This window comes from Pseudomonas sp. 28 E 9, assembly GCF_900004785.1.
In the GTDB taxonomy this organism is placed as follows: domain Bacteria; phylum Pseudomonadota; class Gammaproteobacteria; order Pseudomonadales; family Pseudomonadaceae; genus Aquipseudomonas; species Aquipseudomonas orientalis_A.
In genome coordinates this window covers 239135-259937 of sequence record NZ_CVTK01000047.1, presented here as the reverse complement: position 1 = coordinate 259937, position 20803 = coordinate 239135, and the positions used below count along the sequence as shown (strand labels likewise).

Annotated in this window: 16 protein-coding genes; 9 read left to right on the top strand and 7 right to left on the bottom strand. The window is 61.7% G+C overall.

Going from position 1 to position 20803, the window contains the following annotated elements; genetic code table 11:
• Positions 1–59 precede the first annotated feature (59 nt).
• From lon to BFQ00_RS15150, 4 genes are all read left to right on the top strand, one after another.
• On the top strand, positions 60–2456 hold the full coding sequence (gene lon, locus BFQ00_RS15165) for an endopeptidase La (RefSeq protein WP_065884860.1): 2397 nt from the start codon (positions 60–62) through the stop codon (positions 2454–2456).
• A gap of 149 nt (positions 2457–2605) precedes the next feature.
• Complete coding sequence (locus BFQ00_RS15160) at positions 2606–2878, top strand: HU family DNA-binding protein (RefSeq protein ID WP_003174819.1); 273 nt, start codon at positions 2606–2608, stop codon at positions 2876–2878.
• Between the two features lie 231 nt (positions 2879–3109).
• Positions 3110–4984: a SurA N-terminal domain-containing protein gene (locus tag BFQ00_RS15155; protein WP_065933978.1), complete on the top strand. Its 1875-nt coding sequence runs from the start codon at positions 3110–3112 to the stop codon at positions 4982–4984.
• 151 nt (positions 4985–5135) lie between these two features.
• A complete protein-coding gene (locus tag BFQ00_RS15150; protein ID WP_065933977.1) occupies positions 5136–5957 on the top strand; it encodes a DUF2242 domain-containing protein in 822 nt (273 codons plus the stop codon).
• 1 nt (position 5958) lies between these two features.
• Here the strand turns inward: BFQ00_RS15150 and aceE are convergent, their stop codons facing one another.
• Positions 5959–8619: a pyruvate dehydrogenase (acetyl-transferring), homodimeric type gene (aceE, locus tag BFQ00_RS15145; protein ID WP_065933976.1), complete on the bottom strand. Its 2661-nt coding sequence runs from the start codon at positions 8617–8619 to the stop codon at positions 5959–5961.
• 144 nt (positions 8620–8763) lie between these two features.
• Here aceE and BFQ00_RS15140 point away from each other — a divergent pair, with 144 nt between their 5' ends.
• Positions 8764–9234 carry a MarR family winged helix-turn-helix transcriptional regulator gene (locus tag BFQ00_RS15140; protein ID WP_065884864.1) on the top strand — a complete coding sequence of 157 codons (471 nt, stop codon included), beginning with the start codon at positions 8764–8766 and terminating at the stop codon, positions 9232–9234.
• A 21-nt stretch (positions 9235–9255) separates the two neighbouring features.
• Here the strand turns inward: BFQ00_RS15140 and BFQ00_RS15135 are convergent, their stop codons facing one another.
• The 3 genes from BFQ00_RS15135 to BFQ00_RS15125 form a co-directional block, all read right to left on the bottom strand.
• Positions 9256–10263, bottom strand: a complete 1008-nt coding sequence (locus tag BFQ00_RS15135) for a transketolase-like TK C-terminal-containing protein (protein ID WP_065933975.1) — start codon at positions 10261–10263, stop codon at positions 9256–9258.
• Positions 10264–10594: 331 nt separating this feature from the next.
• The gene (locus BFQ00_RS15130) at positions 10595–11629 is read right to left on the bottom strand and encodes an AraC family transcriptional regulator (RefSeq protein WP_065933974.1); all 1035 of its coding nucleotides are present in this window, start codon (positions 11627–11629) and stop codon (positions 10595–10597) included.
• 4 nt (positions 11630–11633) lie between these two features.
• Complete coding sequence (locus tag BFQ00_RS15125; RefSeq protein WP_065933973.1) at positions 11634–12764, bottom strand: carbon-nitrogen hydrolase family protein; 1131 nt, start codon at positions 12762–12764, stop codon at positions 11634–11636.
• Between the two features lie 211 nt (positions 12765–12975).
• On the opposite strand from BFQ00_RS15125, the gene BFQ00_RS15120 reads away from it, so the two are divergent.
• Positions 12976–15015 carry an NADPH-dependent 2,4-dienoyl-CoA reductase gene (locus BFQ00_RS15120; RefSeq protein WP_065933972.1) on the top strand — a complete coding sequence of 680 codons (2040 nt, stop codon included), beginning with the start codon at positions 12976–12978 and terminating at the stop codon, positions 15013–15015.
• Positions 15016–15070: 55 nt separating this feature from the next.
• Positions 15071–15982 (top strand): 1-aminocyclopropane-1-carboxylate deaminase/D-cysteine desulfhydrase, encoded by a 912-nt coding sequence (locus BFQ00_RS15115; protein WP_065933971.1) that lies wholly within the window; start codon positions 15071–15073, stop codon positions 15980–15982.
• Positions 15983–16158: 176 nt separating this feature from the next.
• On the opposite strand, the gene BFQ00_RS15110 is transcribed toward BFQ00_RS15115, so the two are convergent.
• The 3 genes from BFQ00_RS15110 to BFQ00_RS15100 all read right to left on the bottom strand — a co-directional run bounded on the left by BFQ00_RS15110 (position 16159) and on the right by BFQ00_RS15100 (position 18831).
• On the bottom strand, positions 16159–16752 hold the full coding sequence (locus tag BFQ00_RS15110) for a cytochrome b (RefSeq protein ID WP_065933970.1): 594 nt from the start codon (positions 16750–16752) through the stop codon (positions 16159–16161).
• Between the two features lie 111 nt (positions 16753–16863).
• Positions 16864–17691 carry a phosphonoacetaldehyde hydrolase gene (gene phnX / locus BFQ00_RS15105; protein ID WP_065933969.1) on the bottom strand — a complete coding sequence of 276 codons (828 nt, stop codon included), beginning with the start codon at positions 17689–17691 and terminating at the stop codon, positions 16864–16866.
• A 30-nt stretch (positions 17692–17721) separates the two neighbouring features.
• Positions 17722–18831, bottom strand: coding sequence for a 2-aminoethylphosphonate--pyruvate transaminase (locus BFQ00_RS15100; RefSeq protein ID WP_065933968.1), 1110 nt, complete (start codon positions 18829–18831; stop codon positions 17722–17724).
• A gap of 111 nt (positions 18832–18942) precedes the next feature.
• Here BFQ00_RS15100 and BFQ00_RS15095 point away from each other — a divergent pair, with 111 nt between their 5' ends.
• On the top strand, positions 18943–19800 hold the full coding sequence (locus BFQ00_RS15095) for a LysR substrate-binding domain-containing protein (RefSeq protein ID WP_065933967.1): 858 nt from the start codon (positions 18943–18945) through the stop codon (positions 19798–19800).
• Between the two features lie 99 nt (positions 19801–19899).
• Positions 19900–20607, top strand: coding sequence for a YebC/PmpR family DNA-binding transcriptional regulator (locus BFQ00_RS15090; protein WP_065884874.1), 708 nt, complete (start codon positions 19900–19902; stop codon positions 20605–20607).
• Positions 20608–20803: the final 196 nt, after the last annotated feature.

Sequence of the window (20803 nt, the reverse complement as noted above, 5' to 3'; positions counted from 1 at the left end):
TGCATGCAACCCCCATCTTGGTTTCAAGCTTATTTTTCAACTGTCATAGAGGCGAAATCATGAAGACAACCATCGAATTGCCTCTCCTGCCGTTGCGTGATGTCGTCGTCTATCCGCACATGGTTATCCCGCTGTTCGTGGGGCGCGAGAAGTCTATCGAAGCCCTCGAGGCCGCGATGACGGGCGACAAGCAGATCCTGCTGCTGGCCCAGAAGAATCCTGCCGATGATGATCCGGGCGAAGACGCCCTGTATCGCGTCGGTACCGTTGCAACTGTCCTGCAATTGCTCAAGCTGCCCGACGGTACCGTCAAGGTGCTGGTGGAAGGCGAGCAGCGCGGTGCGGTCGAGCGTTTCATGGAGGTCGACGGCCACCTGCGCGCCGAAGTGGCGCTGATCGACGAAGTCGAGGCCCCTGAGCGTGAATCCGAAGTATTCGTGCGCAGCCTGCTTTCGCAGTTCGAACAGTATGTGCAGCTGGGCAAGAAGGTCCCGGCGGAAGTCCTGTCGTCCCTGAACAGCATCGATGAGCCGAGTCGCCTGGTCGACACCATGGCGGCGCACATGGCGCTGAAAATCGAGCAGAAGCAGGACATCCTCGAGATCATCGACCTGTCGGCCCGTGTTGAGCACGTGCTGGCACTGCTCGATGGTGAAATCGACCTGCTGCAGGTCGAGAAGCGCATTCGTGGCCGCGTGAAGAAACAAATGGAGCGCAGCCAGCGCGAGTACTACTTGAATGAGCAGATGAAGGCCATTCAAAAAGAGCTCGGCGACGGCGAGGAAGGCCACAACGAGATCGAAGAGCTGAAAAAGCGTATCGATGCCGCCGGCCTGCCGAAGGACGCGCTGACCAAGGCGACGGCCGAGCTGAACAAGCTCAAGCAAATGTCGCCGATGTCGGCTGAAGCCACCGTGGTGCGCTCCTACATCGATTGGCTCGTGCAAGTGCCGTGGAAGGCCCAGACCAAGGTACGCCTGGACCTGACCCGCGCCGAAGAAATCCTCGATGCCGACCATTATGGTCTTGAGGAGGTCAAGGAGCGGATCCTCGAATACCTCGCCGTGCAAAAGCGTGTGAAGAAAATTCGGGGTCCGGTGTTATGCCTGGTCGGGCCTCCCGGGGTGGGTAAAACCTCTCTGGCGGAGTCCATCGCCAGCGCGACCAACCGCAAATTTGTACGCATGGCCCTCGGTGGCGTGCGTGACGAAGCGGAAATCCGCGGCCATCGCCGGACATATATCGGTTCGATGCCAGGAAGATTGATTCAAAAGATGACCAAAGTGGGCGTGCGTAACCCGCTGTTCCTGCTCGATGAAATCGACAAAATGGGCAGCGATATGCGCGGCGATCCTGCGTCGGCGCTGCTTGAGGTGCTCGATCCCGAGCAGAACCACAACTTCAACGACCATTACCTGGAAGTCGATTACGACCTGTCCGACGTAATGTTCCTGTGCACCTCCAACTCCATGAACATTCCGCCGGCGTTGCTGGACCGGATGGAAGTGATTCGCCTGCCGGGTTACACCGAAGACGAAAAGATCAACATCGCCGTCAAATACCTCGCTCCCAAGCAGACCTCGGCCAACGGCCTGAAGAAAGGCGAGATCGAGTTTGACGTCGAAGCCATCCGTGACATCGTGCGCTATTACACCCGCGAGGCCGGTGTACGGGGCCTCGAGCGCCAGATTGCGAAAATCTGCCGCAAGGCGGTCAAGGAACATGCGCTGGAAAAACGTTTCTCGGTGAAAGTGACGGCCGACGCGCTGGAACATTTTCTCGGTGTGCGTAAATTCCGCTACGGCCTGGCCGAGCAGCAGGATCAGGTAGGGCAGGTGACTGGCCTGGCGTGGACCCAGGTGGGCGGCGAGTTGCTGACCATTGAAGCGGCCGTCATCCCGGGCAAGGGGCAGTTGATCAAGACCGGCTCCCTGGGCGATGTGATGGTCGAATCGATCACCGCCGCGCAGACCGTGGTGCGCAGTCGCGCCAGGAGCCTGGGTATCCCCCTGGACTTCCACGAGAAGCACGACACCCATATCCATATGCCGGAAGGGGCAACCCCGAAGGACGGTCCCAGCGCGGGTGTAGGCATGTGCACGGCCCTGGTGTCGGCATTGACCGGCATTCCGGTGCGTGCCGATGTGGCGATGACCGGTGAGATCACCCTGCGTGGCCAGGTATTGGCCATCGGTGGACTGAAAGAGAAATTGCTCGCCGCGCACCGGGGTGGAATCAAGACCGTGATCATTCCCGAAGAGAATGTCCGCGACCTGAAGGAAATTCCAGACAATATTAAACAGGATCTTCAGATCAAACCGGTTAAATGGATTGACGAAGTCCTGCAAATTGCGCTGCAATACGCGCCGGAGCCCTTGCCGGATGTGGCTCCGGAGATTGTCGCGAAGGACGAAAAACGCGAGTCGGATTCCAAGGAAAGAATTAGCACGCATTAAAGTGTTGGAGCCTGGGGGGCTTCCTTGACAGCTTTTTAGAGCCCTTGTTATAAAGCGGCTCTTAAGTGTCTGTTGGCCATCCAGCACTGGTTTTTGCTTTTTACCAAAAAACTTAGAATCATACTCATAGATATATAAGGGGACTTAGAGTGAACAAGTCGGAACTGATTGATGCTATCGCTGCATCCGCTGATATCCCGAAAGCTGCTGCCGGCCGTGCGCTGGACGCAGTAATCGAATCCGTCACTGGCGCTCTGAAGGCCGGCGACTCCGTGGTACTGGTAGGCTTCGGTACTTTCTCTGTGACTGACCGTCCAGCTCGCACTGGCCGTAACCCACAGACCGGCAAAGCACTGCAAATCGCTGCTGCCAAGAAACCAGGTTTCAAAGCCGGTAAAGCCCTGAAAGAAGCCGTTAACTAAGCTTCGATCAAGCCTTTGCTTACCCGGGTCGGACGCTGGTCTGGCCTGGCAGCGGAGCGGTAGCCGGCCCGAGTATCCATCGGGTCGCCACGCCGGGGGTCAGAGTTAAAACCCCCGTCCGCTCCGCCAGTTACGAGAAGGCGCATCCTCGGATGCGCCTTTCTTCTATCCGGATTCTACCCACGCTCCACGGTTGCCTATTTTTGATGTTCAACCGTTTCTGGGGGACGCATGCTGCAAAATATCAGGGACAATTCACAAGGCTGGATTGCCAAGACCATTATCGGGATCATCGTCGCATTGATGGCGTTCACCGGTATCGAGGCTATTTTCCAGGCTTCGGGTAATAACAAGCAGGACGTGGCCAAGGTCAACGGTGAGGAAATCACCCAGACCGAATTGAGCCAGGCCGTTGATATGCAACGGCGCCAGCTGATGCAACAACTGGGCAAGGATTTCGATGCTTCCCTGTTGGACGAAAAACTGTTGCGCGATGCGGCCCTCAAGGGCCTGATCGATCGCAAGCTGCTGCTGCAAGGCGCGGCGGATTCCAAGTTCGGCTTCTCGGAAGCGGCCTTGGACCAGGTGATCCTGCAGACGCCGGAGTTCCAGGTGGATGGCCAGTTCAACGCCGAACGCTTTGACCAGGTAATTCGTCAACTGGGCTACAGCCGCCTGCAATTCCGTCAGATGATGACCCAGGAAATGCTGATCGGCCAGGTTCGTGCAGGCATCGCCGGCAGTGGTTTCGTGACCGATGCCGAGGTGCTGGCATTCGCCCGTCTGGAAAAACAGACCCGCGATTTCGCCACCGTCAACATCAAGGCTGACCCGGCAGCGGTGAAACTCACCGACGCCGAAGTCAAGGCGTACTACGACCAGCATGCCAAGGAGTTCATGACTCCGGATCAGGTCGTCATCGACTACTTGGAGCTGAAGAAGTCGTCCTTCTTCGACCAGGTCACCGTCAAGGACGATGAACTGCAGGCCGCCTACGAGAAAGAAACCGCCAACCTCGCTGAACAGCGTCGTGCCGCGCACATCCTGATCGAGGTCAACGACAAGGTCTCCGAGGCGCAAGCCAAGGCCAAGATCGAAGAGATCCAGGCGCGCCTGGCCAAGGGCGAACAGTTTGACGCCCTGGCCAAGGAGTTCTCCCAGGATCCGGGTTCGGCCAACAATGGCGGTGATCTCGGCTTCGCCGGTCCCGGCGTGTACGATCCGGACTTCGAAACGGCGCTGTACGGCCTCAAGCAAGACCAGGTGTCCGCGCCGGTGCGCAGCGCCTTCGGTTGGCACTTGATCAAGCTGTTGGGCGTTGAAGCGCCAGAAGTGCCGACGTTCGCCAGCCTGAAAGACAAGCTGACCCGCGAGCTCAAGACCCAGCAGGTTGAACAGCGCTTTGTCGAAGCGACCAAGCAATTGGAAGATGCGGCATTCGAGGCTTCCGACCTGGCCCAGCCTGCGTCCGACCTGAAATTGACCGTACACACCTCGGCGCCGTTCGGCCGTGAAGGTGGCGAAGGCGTTGCGGCCAACCGTGCCGTGGTCACCGCTGCGTTCAGTCCGGAAGTGCTGGATGAGGGGGCCAACAGCAGCGCCATTGAGCTGGATCCGGAAACCATCATCGTGCTGCGCGCCAAGGAACACCTCAAGCCTGCCCAGCTGCCGCTGGAAAAGGTTGAGGCGGCGATCCGCACGCAGATGACCAAGGAGCGTGCAAGCGCTGCCGCCAAAACCCATGCCGACGAGTTGATCGCCAGCCTGCGTGATGGCAAGACCGCACTGGACCAACCGATTGACGGCCAGGCCTGGAAGGTGACTGAAGCGGCGACCCGTGGCCAGGAAGGCGTCGACCCTGCTGTGCTGCAAGCGCTGTTCCGCATGCCCAAGCCAGCGGCCAAGGACAAGCCGACCTTCACCACCGTCACTCTGCGCGACGGCAGCCTGATGATCGTGCGCTTGAACGGCGTCAACGAAGCGGCAGCCCCTACGGACGAAGAAAAAGCGCAATACCGCCGCTTCCTCGCGTCCCGTATCGGCCAGCAGGACTTCGCGGCATATCGCAAGCAGCTGGAAACCCAGGCAGACATCAAGAAGTTCTGATGTCGGCTTGAATAAAAGACCCCGTCCTGAAAAGGCCGGGGTCTTTTTTTGCGCGCATTAAAGCCTGTGACGTTTTACCGACAGGAATGCGCGCGCCCACCCCTCGTTCTGTTGCACAATACCGCCCGGACTGTTTTTCTCAGGATTTTCGATGTTGACATCATTTCACTTGCGAAACCTCGGGTTGGCGCTGGTGCTGGCGGGCGCGGCGGGTTGCTCGTCACCCAAGACCGCTATTTACGAACATGAGAATTTCGACGACTCCGGTACGTTTTCCCGCGATTACCCGGTGAGCGATGTGGCGGCCTGTGAGGCGGCGCGCCGTGCCCTGCTGAGCCAGGGCTATATCATCACCAGCAGCGATCCGAAGCTGGTGGCCGGTAACAAGAGTTTCCAGCAGACCGGCGAGACCCACCTGCAGATCAGCTTCAACGTGGTGTGTGCCGCCGATGGCAAAGGCAGCAACCATTCGACGATGTTTGCCAACGCCCTGCAGGACCGCTATGCGCTGAAGAAGGTCAACAACTCCGCAAGTCTCGGGGTTGGGGTGCTGGGTTCGGTGTCGATGCCGATCGGCTCCACCGATGACTCGATGGTCAAGGTGGCGAGCGAGACCGTCTCGGCGCCCAAGTTCTATGAGCGTTACTTTGCCTTGGTGGATGTGTTCCTGCCCCAGGAAGTGAAGCAGGCTGCGCATATACCCGAGAAGCCCAAGGATGAGCTTGGCATGCCTGAACCGAAAGCCGCGCCGGCCGCCGAGAAGATTGAAACACCTCAGCAGATGCCCGCAATCCCTGCCGCCGCGCAGCCACTGGCACCGCCACCGGAGGCCGCACCCATTGCGCCGAGCGTAGAGCCGGCACCGCAGACGACACCAGAGACCCCGGCAATCGAGTCCGCGCCCGCGCCGACCAACCCCAGCCTGCCGGCGCCGACAGAGGCGATTCCCGCCCTGCCAACGCCAACGCAGTGACTCAGACGGTTACGGGGTCTGTCTTGTCGACATTGATCCCGTAGCGGTTGATCGCCTCTGTGATGTTGTCACGACCGATCACACCGTCATCCGCCAGTGCCTTCAGCGCCGCCAGCACGATGAAGTGGCGGTCCACTTCAAAGAACTCGCGCAACGCTTCCCGGGTGTCCGACTGCCCGAACCCATCGGTTCCCAGCGCCACAAAGCGGCGGCCGTGTACGAAGGGGCGAATCTGATCGGCGAATAATTTCATGTAGTCCGTCGCCACCACCACCGGGCCGGCTTTTCCGACAAGGCACTCCTCCACGTAACTCAGACGCGGCTCACTTTGCGGATGCAGCAGGTTCCAGCGCTCTACGGCGTGCCCGTTACGGCGCAACTCGGTCAGGCTGGTGACGCTCCACACATCGCTCTCTACAGCGAAATCTTCCCGGAGCAGCGACGCTGCGGCGATGACTTCGCGCAGGATCGAACCACTTCCCATAAGTTGCACCCGAGCCTCCGCGTGTGTGCTCAGCGGATACATCCCTTTGAGAATCCTATCCTCTACGCCTTCGGGCATTGCCGGGTGCGGGTAGTTTTCGTTGAGCAGGGTGATGTAGTAGTAAATGTCTTGCTGTTCGACATACATGCGCCGCATGCCCTCGCGAATAATCACCGCCAGCTCGTAGGCAAAGGTCGGGTCGTAGGCCACGCAGCACGGCACTACCGAGGCCAGGATATGGCTGTGCCCGTCGTCATGCTGCAACCCTTCACCCATCAAGGTGGTGCGCCCGGCCGTGGCACCCAGCAGAAAGCCGCGGGCGCGCGCGTCGCCCGCCGCCCAGGCCAGGTCGCCGACGCGCTGGAAGCCGAACATCGAATAGAAAATATAGAACGGGACGGTCATCAGGCCATGGTTGCTGTAGGACGTACTCGCCGCGATCCATGAGGAAATGGCACCCGATTCATTCAGGCCTTCCTGCATGATCTGTCCGTCCTTGCTCTCTTTGTAGTAGCTCAGTTGCCCGGCGTCCTGCGGGGTGTAAAGCTGGCCCACGGCGGAATGGATGCCGATCTGCCGGAACAGGCTTTCCATGCCGAAGGTGCGCGACTCGTCCGGCACGATAGGGACGATCAGCTTGCCCAGATGCGGGTCCTTGAGCAGCGTGCCAAGGATGCGTACAAACGCCATGGTGGTGGAAATGGCGCGCTCGCCGGTGTCCTTGAGTTGAGTGGCGAATGCGGACAGGGGCGGGACAGTCAACGGGGCGACGTCAGTGTGCCGGGCCGGCACATACCCGCCCAGCGCCTGGCGCCGGGCATTGAAATAGCGCGCTTCCGTGCTGTCGGCCGCCGGCTTGAGGTAAGGAATTTCGTCGAGCAGGTCATCGGCCACTTCCAGCCCGAAGCGGTCGCGGAAGGCTTTTACCGCGTCGGCACCCATTTTCTTCAATTGATGGTTGATGTTCTGGCCTTCGCCGGCTTCGCCCATGCCGAAGCCCTTGACGGTCTTGGCCAGGATCACCGTGGGCTGGCCCTTGTGGCGCACTGCGGCGGCGTAGGCGTTGTAGACCTTGAGCGGGTCATGGCCGCCCCGTGAGAGTTTCCAGATATCGTCGTCGGACATGTCCGCAACCAGTGCGAGCAATTCCGGGTATTTGCCGAAGAAATGCTCGCGCACATAGGCGCCATTCTGGGATTTGTAATTCTGGTAATCGCCGTCCACGCATTCCATCATGCGCTGGCGCAGCAGGCCGCTGTGGTCTTTGTCCAGCAGCGCATCCCAGCCACCGCCCCAGATCACCTTGATCACATTCCAGCCGGCGGCGCGGTACACACTCTCGAATTCCTGGATCACCTTGGCGTTACCGCGCACCGGGCCGTCCAGGCGCTGCAGGTTGCAGTTGACGACGAAGATCAGGTTGTCGAGTTTTTCGCGACCGGCCAGGGAAATGGCGGCCAGGGATTCCGGCTGGTCCATCTCGCCGTCACCGAGGAACGCCCATACCTTGCGACCCTGGTGTTGCTTGAGGTCGCGAAACTCCAGGTAACGCATGAAGCGCGCCTGATAAGCGGCCGTGATCGGCCCCAGGCCCATGGACACCGTAGGGAATTGCCAGAAGTCGGGCATCAGCCGTGGGTGAGGGTAGGAAGACAGGCCTTGGCCACCGGCCTCGCGGCGAAAGTTATCCAGTTGGGCTTCGTTGAGGCGGCCTTCCAGATACGCGCGGCCGTAGATGCCGGGGGAGGAGTGGCCCTGGATGTACACGAGGTCGCCGTCGAAGGTGTCGGTGCGGCCACGAAAGAAATGGTCGAAGCCTACGTCGTACAGCACTGCGGCTGACGCATAGGTCGCGATATGCCCACCCACGCCCGAGTGTTTGCCGGCACGCAAGACCATCGCCATGGCATTCCAGCGGATAAACGCATTGGTCCGCCGTTCAATGTCCAGGTCGCCGGGGTACGGCAGTTGGCGGTCGGCAGCGATGGTGTTGACGTAAGGGGTGGTCACCCGCCCGTAAAAGTCGCCATGGCGCGCCACGTCGAAATCCAGCAACTGGTCGATCAGGTAATGGGCGCGAGGGCGGCCTTCGGCCGACAGCACCGATTCGATGGAGTCGAGCCACTCACGGGTTTCCTGCGGATCGTGGTCCAGGGATGCGGCGTTATTCGGATTCATATGAGGCTCCAGGGTAGGCGGATTCCGGGCGGCGAACGCCTTGTGGGCGCGCTGCGATATAGTTGCAATTGCAACGACATGGCGGAATTTAGCCCGGGATGAGCTACTATTGCAACCTTCTTGAAATTCCCCGGATGGTGTCGCATGTCGTCGAAAGAGCCGGATGTATGGTTCCGTTTTGTCAGGGCCCACAGGACGGTCATCCGTGAAATCGAGCGCCGGCTGACCGAGGCGCAGCTGCCGCCGTATGCCTGGTACGACGCGCTGTGGGGCTTGGAAAGCGGTCCTGAAGGCACGCGACGTATGCATGAATTGGCCGATGTACTGGCCATTGAGCGTTACAACCTCACGCGCCTGGTCGACCGCCTGGAAAAGGACGGCCTGGTGGTGCGTTCACGTTCCGACGGCGATGGCCGCGCAGCGTTTGCCTCGATCACCGAGGCCGGCCGTACGCTGCGCAAGAAAATGTGGAAAATCTACGAAAGCACCGTGGATGAGCTGTTTTTGTCGCAAATCGAGCCTGAGCACCGTCAGGCCTTTGCCGATGCACTGCAGCGTACGGCGGGGTTGGCGATGGAGGCGGGCGTGCAGACCCGTAGCCGGCGCAAAACCTAAATGCGGTGAACCGCGGCCAGGTCATTTCAGGTCATACCGTTGCAGGGCGTGTTCCACCTTGTGTGTCTCGATGTGCCCTTCATCGGCCAACGCTTTTAATGCCAGCACTGCAATCCAGTAGCGGTTCGGCGCGGCTGCCTGTACCGAGCCTGCGCCCAGCGCCACGAAGCGCGTGTCGATATGCGCGGCCAACTGGTCGACCACCACTTGTGGGTAGCCGGTGACGGCAAGCACCGGTGTCCGGCTCCCCGCCAGGCAGTCGCGCAGATGGCTGCTGCGCCTGGGCGCGCAGGGATGCAGGCGGTTCCAGCGCTCGGCGGCCGCCGCCTCGCGGGCCAGTCGGGTGTAACTGGGGCAACTCCATACATGCGCCGTGATGCCCCATTGCTGCTCAAGCAATTGCGCGGCGTGCATGACCTCTTCCAGGGCTCGACCGGCACCCAGCAAGCGCACGTTCGCCACGTCGGCAGTTTGCCGCACGGGATACATGCCCTTGACCGCACCTTCGCGGTCCAGTGTCTGCGGCGCGAGGGTGCTGGGCTGATCATGCAGCGCCAGGTAATAAAAGCCCGGTTGGCCATCCACGTACAGCGTATGCAACCCGTTCAGCACGATGGCCTGGGCCTCTTCGCCCGAGGCCGGGTCATAGGGCGTACAGCGTGGATGGCTGGCCAGCCACAACGGCAGCGACGGTTGCGCGCCCTTCGGCCATGGGGATGGCTGGGTTTCGCTGTCATTGCACAAAATGCCGCGCTGGTCGGTCCGGTGTGACAGTGCGCACAGCTGCGCAGACGAGGTGGCGCTGTGCAGGTAGAGCAGCGGTTTTTCCCCGGTATTGCGCGCAAACCAGGTGGGCCAGTTACCCGCGCGCCGACTGCGCGACTGGCCGCGAATCACCCAGGCCTGGCGGCTGGATTCCAGCGCGCCGGCCATGCTCAAGACCGTGTACAGCGGTGAGCTGCGCGAGCAGGCGCAGGTGTCCAGTGCGTCGATGCACAGCTGCGCAGCGAGTGCGGTAGGGGCGGGCATGGGTGTGGCTCCTGGCGACAGAGGTGCCTACCCTAATGGAATTGGTCTTATGATTGCAATTGCAATGATTGCAATAGTGCCTCGATCTTCCGACTAAATCAGTCCGCCGCCGCTGCGTTTAATCTTCACGTGCGGGAACATCATGGCGCAGACATTTTTTCGTCATGACGGCACTTTAGTCTGGTCGTGAAGGTCATTAATTGCGCTGGCATTTTTAACTCAACAAGGAGTCCACCATGGACGATTACCAGGAAGAACTGCTGGAGTACCAGGCATTCGAACTCGACCCGCTGGACCCGGTCGACGACGCCACCGAGCTGTAGGGCCGACTTCAGGCGGAGTGCCGCTGACTGCGGCGAAATTCCCCTGGGGTCTGGTTGTTCCAGCGCCTGAAGGCGCGTTGGAAGGCTTGGGCCGAGGCAAACCCGAGCAAGTAGGCGATCTCGCCAAAGGCCAGTTCCGTGTCGCGAATGTAGGTCATGGCCAGATCGCGGCGAGTATCGTTGAGAATCGCGCGAAATTGCGTGCCTTCGTCGGCCAGTTTGCGGCGCAGGGTCCAGGTAGGCAGCTTCAAGCGTGCCGCCACTTCTTCGAGGTCGGGTTCCCGGCCACCATTGAGCATCGGCCCCAGCAGACGAGTAATGCGCTCGCGCAGGCTGCGGGTGCGGGTCAGTTGCTCCAGTTCCCTTTCACACAGCTGTAACAACAGGTGCCACGTGCTCGGGCAGTGCTGCGGGTTGCGCAGGGCCAGAGTGGCCTGGGTCAGGCGCAGTTGATTGCGGTCGGCGCCGAACTGCACCGGCGTGTCCCCCAGCACGGCATACAGATGGCTGTATTCGGGGGCCTGGAATTCGATTTCGATGCGTTGAGCCTGCACCGGCTGTTGCGCCAGGCTCGACAGTTGATGCAGCCAGCCGGCGATGATCGAGTCCACCACGAAGCGGTTATAGGCATTGTAGGGACTGATGGAATAGAACCGCAGCCAGGCGCCTTCGGCGTCTTCATGAAAGCTCGATTGCCCACGGTAGTTGGAGCCATACAGTGGTTCGAAGCGCGTCAGCGTGCGCGCGGCTTCGCGTACCGTCGGTGCCTGGGCGGCGGTGACACCGGCGAGCCCGGCCTGGCTCAGGCGACTGAGCTGACCCATGCGCAGGCCCAGGCCCGGATCGCCGGTCAGTTGGATGGCCGCATACCCCAGGCGCATATAGCGCGGGATCGACAGGCGCGCGCCCGCTTCGGCCAGGCGTGCCGGGTCCAGGCCGTATTGCAGCAACAGGGGGTGCGGGTCCAGGCCGTGGCTGTGCACGGCATCGGCCAGGGTGTGCACGAAGCCCACCGACAGATCCCCCAGGCGCACCGGCTTCACGCGGTTACAGCCAGATATTGAGCAGGCGCGCACCACGGGCTTCGCCGTCGGCGAACAGTTGCCCGTTGCGGCTCAGGAAGCTCTGCCCGGCGCTGCCCAGGTCCCAGAACTGGCCACGCAAAAACACGCTCATGCCCGCTGTGGCCTGGCTGATCGGCGGTTGGCTGATCAGGGTCAGGCGGCGCCAGGCCTCGCCCTCGCTGGTTTCCTCGGGCTTGAGGCTGACTTCCGAAGGGGTCGACACGCTCTTGAAGCCGCGCCACGGGCGGTCCCAGGTGTCACGCCCGGTCACATAGGCCGGCACGGCAATCAACTGGGCGCCTTGTTCGTTGAGCTTGCGGTAGTTGTCCGGGTACCAGCTGTCGCTGCCGATCAGCACGCCCAGGCGCCCGGCAGGGGTGTCGACCACGCTGACGATGTTTTCATCGCCGGGTTCGATAAAGCCGCGCTCGTCGTAGATCGGATACAGCTGGCGCTGCGGCTGGCCCAGGGGCAAACCATCGGCGGCAAAGACCACACTGACGTTGTACAGCGCACCATGGCCGACCTGCAGTTGCCCCAGGTTCACACTGGGGTTGGGCAGGGCGATGGAACCGGCCACCAGGGTCACGCCGAATTCCTTGGCCAGGCCGCCAAACAGCACTTGGTAATCGCGTGCCATGCCGGGGGCTTTCATGCGCAGGTACGCATCATCCATGCGGTTGTCGCCGGTGGCGCTGATCCAGGCGCGCAGGAACTGCAACGGATTGCTGATCGACAGCCAGTTCATTGCGTCCTTGAGGTGGGTGGCCTGGTACAGCTCGTTTTTCTCGCCGGCGAGCATCAGCCAGGTGCCGACATGTTCCGGCAGCACGACGACGGTCTTGTCGTTGATCAAGCCCTGTTCGCGGGCCTTTTGCAGGTAGGCCGAGAGCTTCAGGTGCAGGCGCTCCAGGCTCTGGTAATCGGCGGGGAACAGCTCCGGCTGGATGCCCAGCAGGTTGCCACGCTCGGCCGGCTGGCCTTCATTGACCGCGAGGGTGATGCGCAGGTCCGACAGGTAATGCGCCACAGGGCGCTCCTGGGTCCAGACCAGATACGCGGCGAGGGCGGCAACCAGGGCCATGGTGACGGTGAATATGAGTAATTTGCGCATGGGGCAACAGACAACAGACCGGGGGCAGGGTTCGCGACTAGGGTAGGGCTCCTGGCCCGGCTTGCCAAGGGTGGCTGTGCATTTGGATCAATAAGTTGTCAGTTTCAGTCATTGAGCGGTAGGTGATCGCCTCTTAGTCTGTGGGACATAAACCGATGGAGTGCCAGCTGAGCCCTCCACGTCCCGTGATGATCCGTTGTGGAGCTGTACCATGACCGCTGCTGCCTACCCGCACCTGCTGGCCCCGTTGGACCTGGGTTTTACCACCCTGCGCAACCGTACCCTGATGGGCTCGATGCACACGGGCCTGGAAGAAAAGCCCGGTGGTTTCGAGCGCATGGCGGCGTATTTCGCCGAGCGCGCCCGGGGCGGCGTCGGCCTGATGGTCACCGGTGGCATCGGCCCGAACGATGAAGGCGGCGTGTATGCCGGCGCGGCCAAGCTGACCACCGACGAAGAGGCGCAAAAGCACCGGATCGTCACCCGCGCCGTGCACGACGCCGGTGGCAAGATCTGCATGCAGATCCTGCACGCCGGGCGTTATGCCTACAGCCCCAAGCAGGTGGCGCCGAGTGCGATCCAGGCACCGATCAACCCGTTCAAGCCCCGGGAGCTGGACGAGGAGGGCATCGAGAAGCAGATCCAGGATTTTGTCACCTGCTCGCGGCTGGCCCAGGTCGCCGAGTACGACGGCGTGGAAATCATGGGTTCCGAAGGTTACTTCATCAACCAGTTCCTGGCTGCCCACACCAACCATCGCACCGACCGTTGGGGCGGCAGCTTTGAAAACCGTATGCGCCTGGCCGTGGAAATCGTGCGACGGGTGCGTGAAGCAGTCGGGCCGAATTTCATTATTATTTTCCGCCTGTCGATGCTCGATCTGGTCGAGGGCGGCAGCGTCTGGGAGGAAGTCGTGCAATTGGCCAAGGCCATCGAGCAGGCCGGCGCCACCATTATCAACACCGGTATCGGCTGGCACGAAGCGCGTATCCCGACCATTGCCACCAAAGTGCCGCGCGCCGCGTTCAGCAAGGTCACCGCCAAGTTGCGTGGCGCGGTGACGATCCCGCTGATCACTACCAACCGTATCAACACGCCGGAAGTCGCCGAGCAGATTCTCGCCGAGGGCGATGCCGACATGGTCTCGATGGCGCGGCCGTTTCTCGCCGACCCGGAGTTCGTCAACAAGGCCGCGGCGGGGCGCGCCGACGAGATCAACACCTGCATCGGCTGCAATCAGGCGTGCCTGGACCACACCTTCGGCGGCAAGCTGACCACATGCCTGGTCAACCCGCGTGCGTGCTATGAAACAGAGCTCAATTACCTGCCCGTGCAGCAGATCAAGAAAATTGCGGTCGTCGGTGCCGGCCCTGCCGGGCTGGCTGCTGCTACCGTGGCTGCCGAGCGCGGGCACCAGGTGACCTTGTTCGATTCGGCCAGCGAAATCGGCGGCCAGTTCAACATCGCCAAGCGCATACCGGGCAAGGAAGAATTTTTCGAGACCCTGCGCTACTTCAAGCGCAAATTGCAGACCACTCACGTCGAGCTGTGCCTCAACACCCGTGTCGATGTGGCGCAACTGGTGGCGGGCGGTTATGACGAGGTGATCCTGGCCACCGGTATCGCACCGCGTACGCCGGCGATTGCGGGTGTGGAGAACGCCAAGGTGCTCAATTACCTGGACGTGATCCTGGAGCGCAAGCCGGTCGGCAAGCGCGTGGCGGTGATTGGCGCGGGCGGTATCGGTTTCGACGTGTCGGAATTCCTGGTGCACCAGGGCGTGTCCACCAGCCTGGATCGCGAAGCGTTCTGGAAAGAGTGGGGCATCGACACTCAACTTGAGGCCCGTGGTGGCGTGACCGGGATCAAGCCCGAGCGCCATGCACCGGCGCGTGACGTGTTCCTGCTGCAACGCAAGACTTCCAAGGTCGGCGACGGCCTGGGCAAGACCACCGGCTGGATCCACCGTACCGGGCTGAAAAACAAACAGGTGCAGATGCTTAACAGCGTCGAATACCTGAAGATCGATGATGAAGGCCTGCATATCCGCATCGGCGCCGAGGGCGAGCCGCAGGTGCTGGCGGTGGACAACATCGTCATCTGCGCCGGCCAGGACCCGCTGCGCGAACTGCACGACGGCCTGGTCGCCGCCGGGCAGAACGTGCACCTGATTGGCGGTGCCGATGTGGCGGCCGAGCTGGACGCCAAGCGCGCCATCAACCAGGGTTCGCGCCTGGCGGCCGAGCTGTAAGTCGACGAAAGGGGCGGTGTTAGACTACCGCTCCTTTTCATTCAGATACTTCCCGATGGGCCCTTTTGACTGGCTGCCTCACGCGCCCCTTGAACCTGTGCAGCTCGACTGGCTGAACGGGGTCGAGTTGGCCATGCTGCGCCTGGACCGTATCGACCCGCTGATCAGCGGCAACAAGTGGTTCAAGCTCACCGAACACCTGAACCAGGCCCGCGACGCGGGGGCTTCCGGGATCATCAGCCTAGGCGGGGCCTACTCCAACCATCTGCACGCACTGGCGGCGGCGGGCAAGCGCTTTGGCTTTCCCACGGTCGGCCTGTTGCGCGGCCATCCTCAAGACACATCCACCGTGCTCGACCTCAAGGCGTTCGGCATGCAATTGCATTGGCTCGGTTACGGCGGCTATCGCGCACGCCATGAGCCGGACTTCTGGTTGCCCTGGCGCGAACAGTATCCCCATCTTCATCCGGTACCGGAGGGCGGCGGAGGGCTGGCGGGTGCGCTGGGCTGCGCGGTGCTGGTCGAGCAGGCGCAGGCGCAGTTGAGTCAGCTCGGCTGGGCGGATTACGACGCCTGGTGGCTGGCAGCCGGAACCGGGACGACACTGGCCGGGTTGGTATTGGCCGAGGCGGGCAGGCGTACGGTCTACGGCGCATTGGCAGTGCCGGACGATCACGGTGTAGCGCTGAACGTAAGTGCCATGGTGCACAACGGTTACGAGCTGATCGACGCCAGCCGAGGTGGCTTTGCCAAGGTCGATCCGCTGCTGCTCGATTTTATCGAACGCACCGAACAGGCCAGCGGTGTGCCGCTGGAGCCGCTCTACAGCGGCAAGGCGCTGCTGGCGTTGAAGCAACAGATCGAGGCCGGACGCTTCGCCCCCGGTACCCGCCTGATCTTCATCCACACCGGCGGCCTGCAAGGCCGCCGAGGTTTCAATGCCTTTGCGGGAGGGGCCTTGCCCTGATGCCAGTCAGTCAAGCGAACGTCGCCCTCTGTAGGAGCGAGCTTGCTCGCGAAAAACGTCAACGATAACGCGTGCTTCCTGATTGAACGCGGCGCCTGTGAGTTTTTCGCGAGCAAGCTCGCTCCTACAAAAAGCCTTAACTGACTGGCATCAGGGCTTGCGCCCGATAAGGTGTATCACTCGATGGATGTGCCGGCTGACTCAACGCGATCGGAAGCAAGCCCCCTCCCACCCGGCATCATCCTCAGCGCTGTGTTATCGCGCAGCACATAGTGATGAAAGATCCCCGCCAACGCATGCAGCCCGATCACCCAGTAACCGATCTGGCCAAACAGCACATGCCAGCCTTCAATCTCCTTGGCCAATGCCTTGTTCTCAGCGATCAGCGGCGGCAACTCCATCCCGTAGAACATCACCGAATGCCCCTCGGCGCTGACGATCAGCCAGCCGGCAATCGGCATGCCGATCATCAACCCATACAGCGCAACGTGGGTCAGCGTCGCCAACAGGCGCTGCCATTTCGGCGGCGCCGGCACGATCTTCGGCGCCACGCCCAGGCTGCGGGCGAACAGGCGCAGCCACACCAGCACAAACACGGTCAGGCCGAACATAAAGTGCATTTCGACGATCAGCGTGCGCGCACCGCTGCCTTTGGGGAACTGGCCGCGTAACTCAATGCAGGCGTAGACCACCGCCAGGAGCACCACCATCAACCAGTGCAATGCAATCGACATGGTGCTGTAGCGCGTATCGGAATTTTTCCACGGCATCGTTGGGTTCCTCACTTATCAGGGCAACCTTCCGTTCTTTGACGGAGTGGTTCAACTGTATGCCTGTTTGAAGCGCTTGGCCCGTAGTGAATGCCGGTGCATTGACCTTCGTCAGTGGCTTTGCGGCATTTCCCCGCGAGCCAGACGTGCATTGATATCGGCGATGACCTGCGGCAGATCGGTAATAGTGTCGATCAGGTAGTGCGGGCGTGAGCCTTCGAACATCGCTTCGATACGCCGGCGCTCGCCGGCCAGTGTGGCGCTGTCCAGCGCCCGGAACTGCTCATAGGTCAGGCCCAGGGCGTTGCCGGAGCAGGTCAGCGCCACCGTCCACATGCCTGCGCGGCGGCCTTCGAGGATACCCGGTACGGTGTCGTCGACTTTCACGCACGCCGCCACATCGTCAATGCCCAGCGCGATCACGTTGGCCAGCGCCTGGGCCGGCCATGGGCGGCCATTGGGCACTTCGTCGGTGGCAACCACATGGTCGGCCACGTAGCCGTTGCTGGCGGCCAGGGCGACGACCTTGTCCATCACTTGTTTGGGATAGCCGGAACAGGAGCCGATCCTGATGCCCTGGGCGCGCACGCCGGCAAGGGTGTCGAGGGCGCCGGGGATCAGGGCCGAGTGTTCGGCGATTTTCTCGATCTGCAGCGGCATGAAGCGTTGGTAGATGGCGCTCACGTCTGCATCGGTGGGCGTGCGGCCGAAGGCCTTGCGATAACGCTCGGCGACGTGCGGCTGATCGCAGAGGGTGCGGATATGGTCCCACTTGCCCATGCCCATCGGGCCACGAGCCTCTTCAATGGACACCTGTACGCCGAACTCGGCAAAGGCCTCGACAAAAATCTGCGTCGGCGCAAACGAGCCGAAGTCCACTACGGTGCCGGCCCAGTCGAGAATGACGGCCTGTAGCCTGGTGGGGTTTTGATAGTTCATGGTTCAGATCCTGTGGGGTAATGGGGACGATCAGAGGTCCAGCACGTGCATTTCTTGCAGCACCTCGGCGATGGCCTGGACCGCCGCGCGAATGCCGGCCGCGTCGACATGGCCGATGCAGCCCACGCGGAAGGTCTCCACCTGGGTCAATTTGCCCGGATAGAGGATGAAACCCTTGGCCTTGACCCGTTCGTAGAAGTCCGTGAACTGGTAGCGCGGGTGTTGCGGGGCGTGGAAGGTGACGATGATCGGCGCCTGGATCGCCGCCGGCAGGAAACTGCGCAGACGCAGTGCGGCCATGCCGTCCAGGAGCGCGCGGCAGTTATCGGCGTAGCGTTGATGACGGGCGGGCAGGCCGCCTTCTTCTTGGTATTGCACAAGCGCTTCGTGCAGCGCGGCGACCACATGGGTGGGCGGGGTGAAGCGCCACTGGCCGGTGCGGGCCATGTAGCTGTGCTGGTCGAACAGGTCCATCGCCAGGGAATGAGAGTTGCCTGCGGCCGCAGCCAGCGTGCTCTTTTCGGCGAAGACAAAGCCCATGCCCGGCACGCCTTCCAGGCATTTGCCGGACGCGGCGATCAGCGCGTCGAAGGGCACTTCACGCGCATCGATAGGCAGCGCGCCGAAGGAACTCATGGCGTCGATGATCAGGCGCTTGCCGTGACGCTTGACCACTTCGGCGATCTGCGCCAGCGGGTTGAGGATGCCGGTGCTGGTTTCGCAGTGGATCAGCGCGACATGGCTGATCGCGGCGTCGGCGTGCAGCAGGCGGTCCACCTCGGTGGCGGTGGTGGGTTGGTCTTCGGGCGTTTCGAAGGTGCTGTACGCGCGGCCGAGCACGTCACAGATCTTCGCCAGGCGTTTGCCGTAGGCGCCGTTGATCAGCACCAGTACCTTGCCGTTACGCGGCACGAGGGTGCCGATGGCGGCTTCGACGGCGAAGGTGCCGCTGCCCTGCAACGGCACGCAATGGTGGCTGTCGGCGCCATGGATGATCGCCAGCAAATGCTCGCACACGCTGGCGGTGAGTTGGTTGAAACGCTCATCCCATGAACCCCAGTCCACCATCATCGCCTGGCGCGTGCGGTTGGAAGTGGTCAGCGGGCCTGGAGTCAGCAAAAGTGGCGCGGCAGGGGTCATCTCGGGTCCTCGTAAAACAACGGGTCGACTTTAAGGCGCCTAAATTGCAGTTTGGCTTGTTATCAATCAAATTGTTTGTTGTTATGCGAGCTATCAGTGAGGCCGATAACCATGAACCTGTTCCAACTGCGCGCATTCGATGCGGTGGCCCGCGAGGGCAGTTTTACCCGTGCGGCCGCCCGGCTGTTCATCAGCCAGCCGGCGGTGACCGGGCACATCAAGGCGCTGGAGGAGCATTACCAGATCCCGTTGCTGCGCCGCACTGCGCGGCGGGTCGAGTTGACCGAGGAGGGCGCACGCCTGGCGGCGATCACCCGGGCGATCTTCGGCCTGGTGGATGAGGCGCAGGCGATGCTCGAAGCCAACCGCCAATTGCTCACCGGGCGCCTGGAAGTGGCGGCGGACGGCCCGCATCTGGTGATGCCGATGATCGCCCGGCTGCGCGTGCTTTATCCGGGCGTCACGGTGAATCTGCGCCTGGGCAATGCCCAGGAAACCCTGGCGGCGTTGTTGTCCGAGCATGCCGATGTGGCGGTGCTGACCGAAGTGGAGCCGCGCAATGGCCTGCACCTGCATCCCTTGGGCGAGTCGCGTATTTGCGCGCTGGTGCCGGCCGTGCATCCGTGGGCGGGGCAGGCCGAGGGCATTGCACTGTCGGCGTTGAACGAAGAGATCATGGTGCTGCGCGAGCCCGGTTCCATCACCCGGCGTACCTTTGATGAGGCGTGCCTGGCTGCCGGTGTGCGGCCCAGGGTGCTGCTGGAACTGGACAGCCGGGAAGCGGTGACCGAGGCCGTTGCGGCCGAGTTGGGCCTGGGGGTGGTGTCGTCGATGGAGGTCAGCCGCGACCCACGCGTATGTGCCGTGCCGATTCGCGGCGACGGCCTGCTGAACCGGCATCTGCTTGGCTGCCTGGAGCGGCGCCGGTCGTTGCGCTTGATCCAGGCCTTTTTCGAGTTGGTGCCCTGAGGGTTTTTTGGTGGAACGATGCGTTGCTGCGCTATAAACTCTGCCCCCAAAGCGCCGGCCAGTAGACGTTTCGGCGCCATGGAAAGTAGAGAGTGAGTCATGGGCGCACAGTGGAAAGTCAAACATAAAGAAGCGGCAGCCAATGCCAAGGGCAAGATTTTCGGCAAGCTGGTGAAAGAAATCACCATCGCCGCCCGCAACGGTGCGGACACCTCGACCAACGCTCACCTGCGTCTGGTGGTGGAGCAGGCCAAGAAGGCCTCGATGCCCAAGGAAACCCTGGACCGCGCGATCAAGAAGGGTGCCGGTCTGCTCGGTGAAACCGTGCAGTACCACCGCGTCACCTACGAAGGTTTCGCCCCGCACCAGGTGCCATTGATCGTCGAGTGCGTCACCGACAACATCAACCGCACCGTAGCGGAAATCCGCGTGGCGTTTCGCAAGGGCCAACTGGGGGCTTCCGGCTCGGTGGCCTGGGACTTCAACCACGTCGGGCTGATCGAAGCGTCGCCGGACACCCCGGACGCTGATCCGGAAATGGCCGCCATCGAAGCCGGTGCCCAGGACTTTGAAGACGGCGAGGAAGCAGGCACCACTTTGTTCATCACCGAAACCACCGACTTGGACGCCGTGCAGAAAGCTTTGCCGGAGCAGGGCTTTACCGTGCTGTCGGCCAAGCTGGGCTATCTTTCGAAGAACCCGGTCAGTGGGTTGACCGATGAGCAGATGGCCGAGGTCGAGGCGTTCCTGGAAGGCCTGGATAACCATGATGATGTGCAGGATATGTTTGTCGGGCTGGCTGGCTGATTCTTATCTGGATACATGCAGTCCAAATGTGGGCAGTTAAAATGTGGGAGGGGGCTTGCCCCCGATTGGCGGTCTCAGGGCCGACCAGGATGCAGGATCAGTCCGAGTACATATCCGTTTCTGCGGTAACGGCTACTTAGGGTTCCGCTTTTACAGCGGCTCACTTTTGAAAAGCGCAAAAGTAAGCAAAACGCTC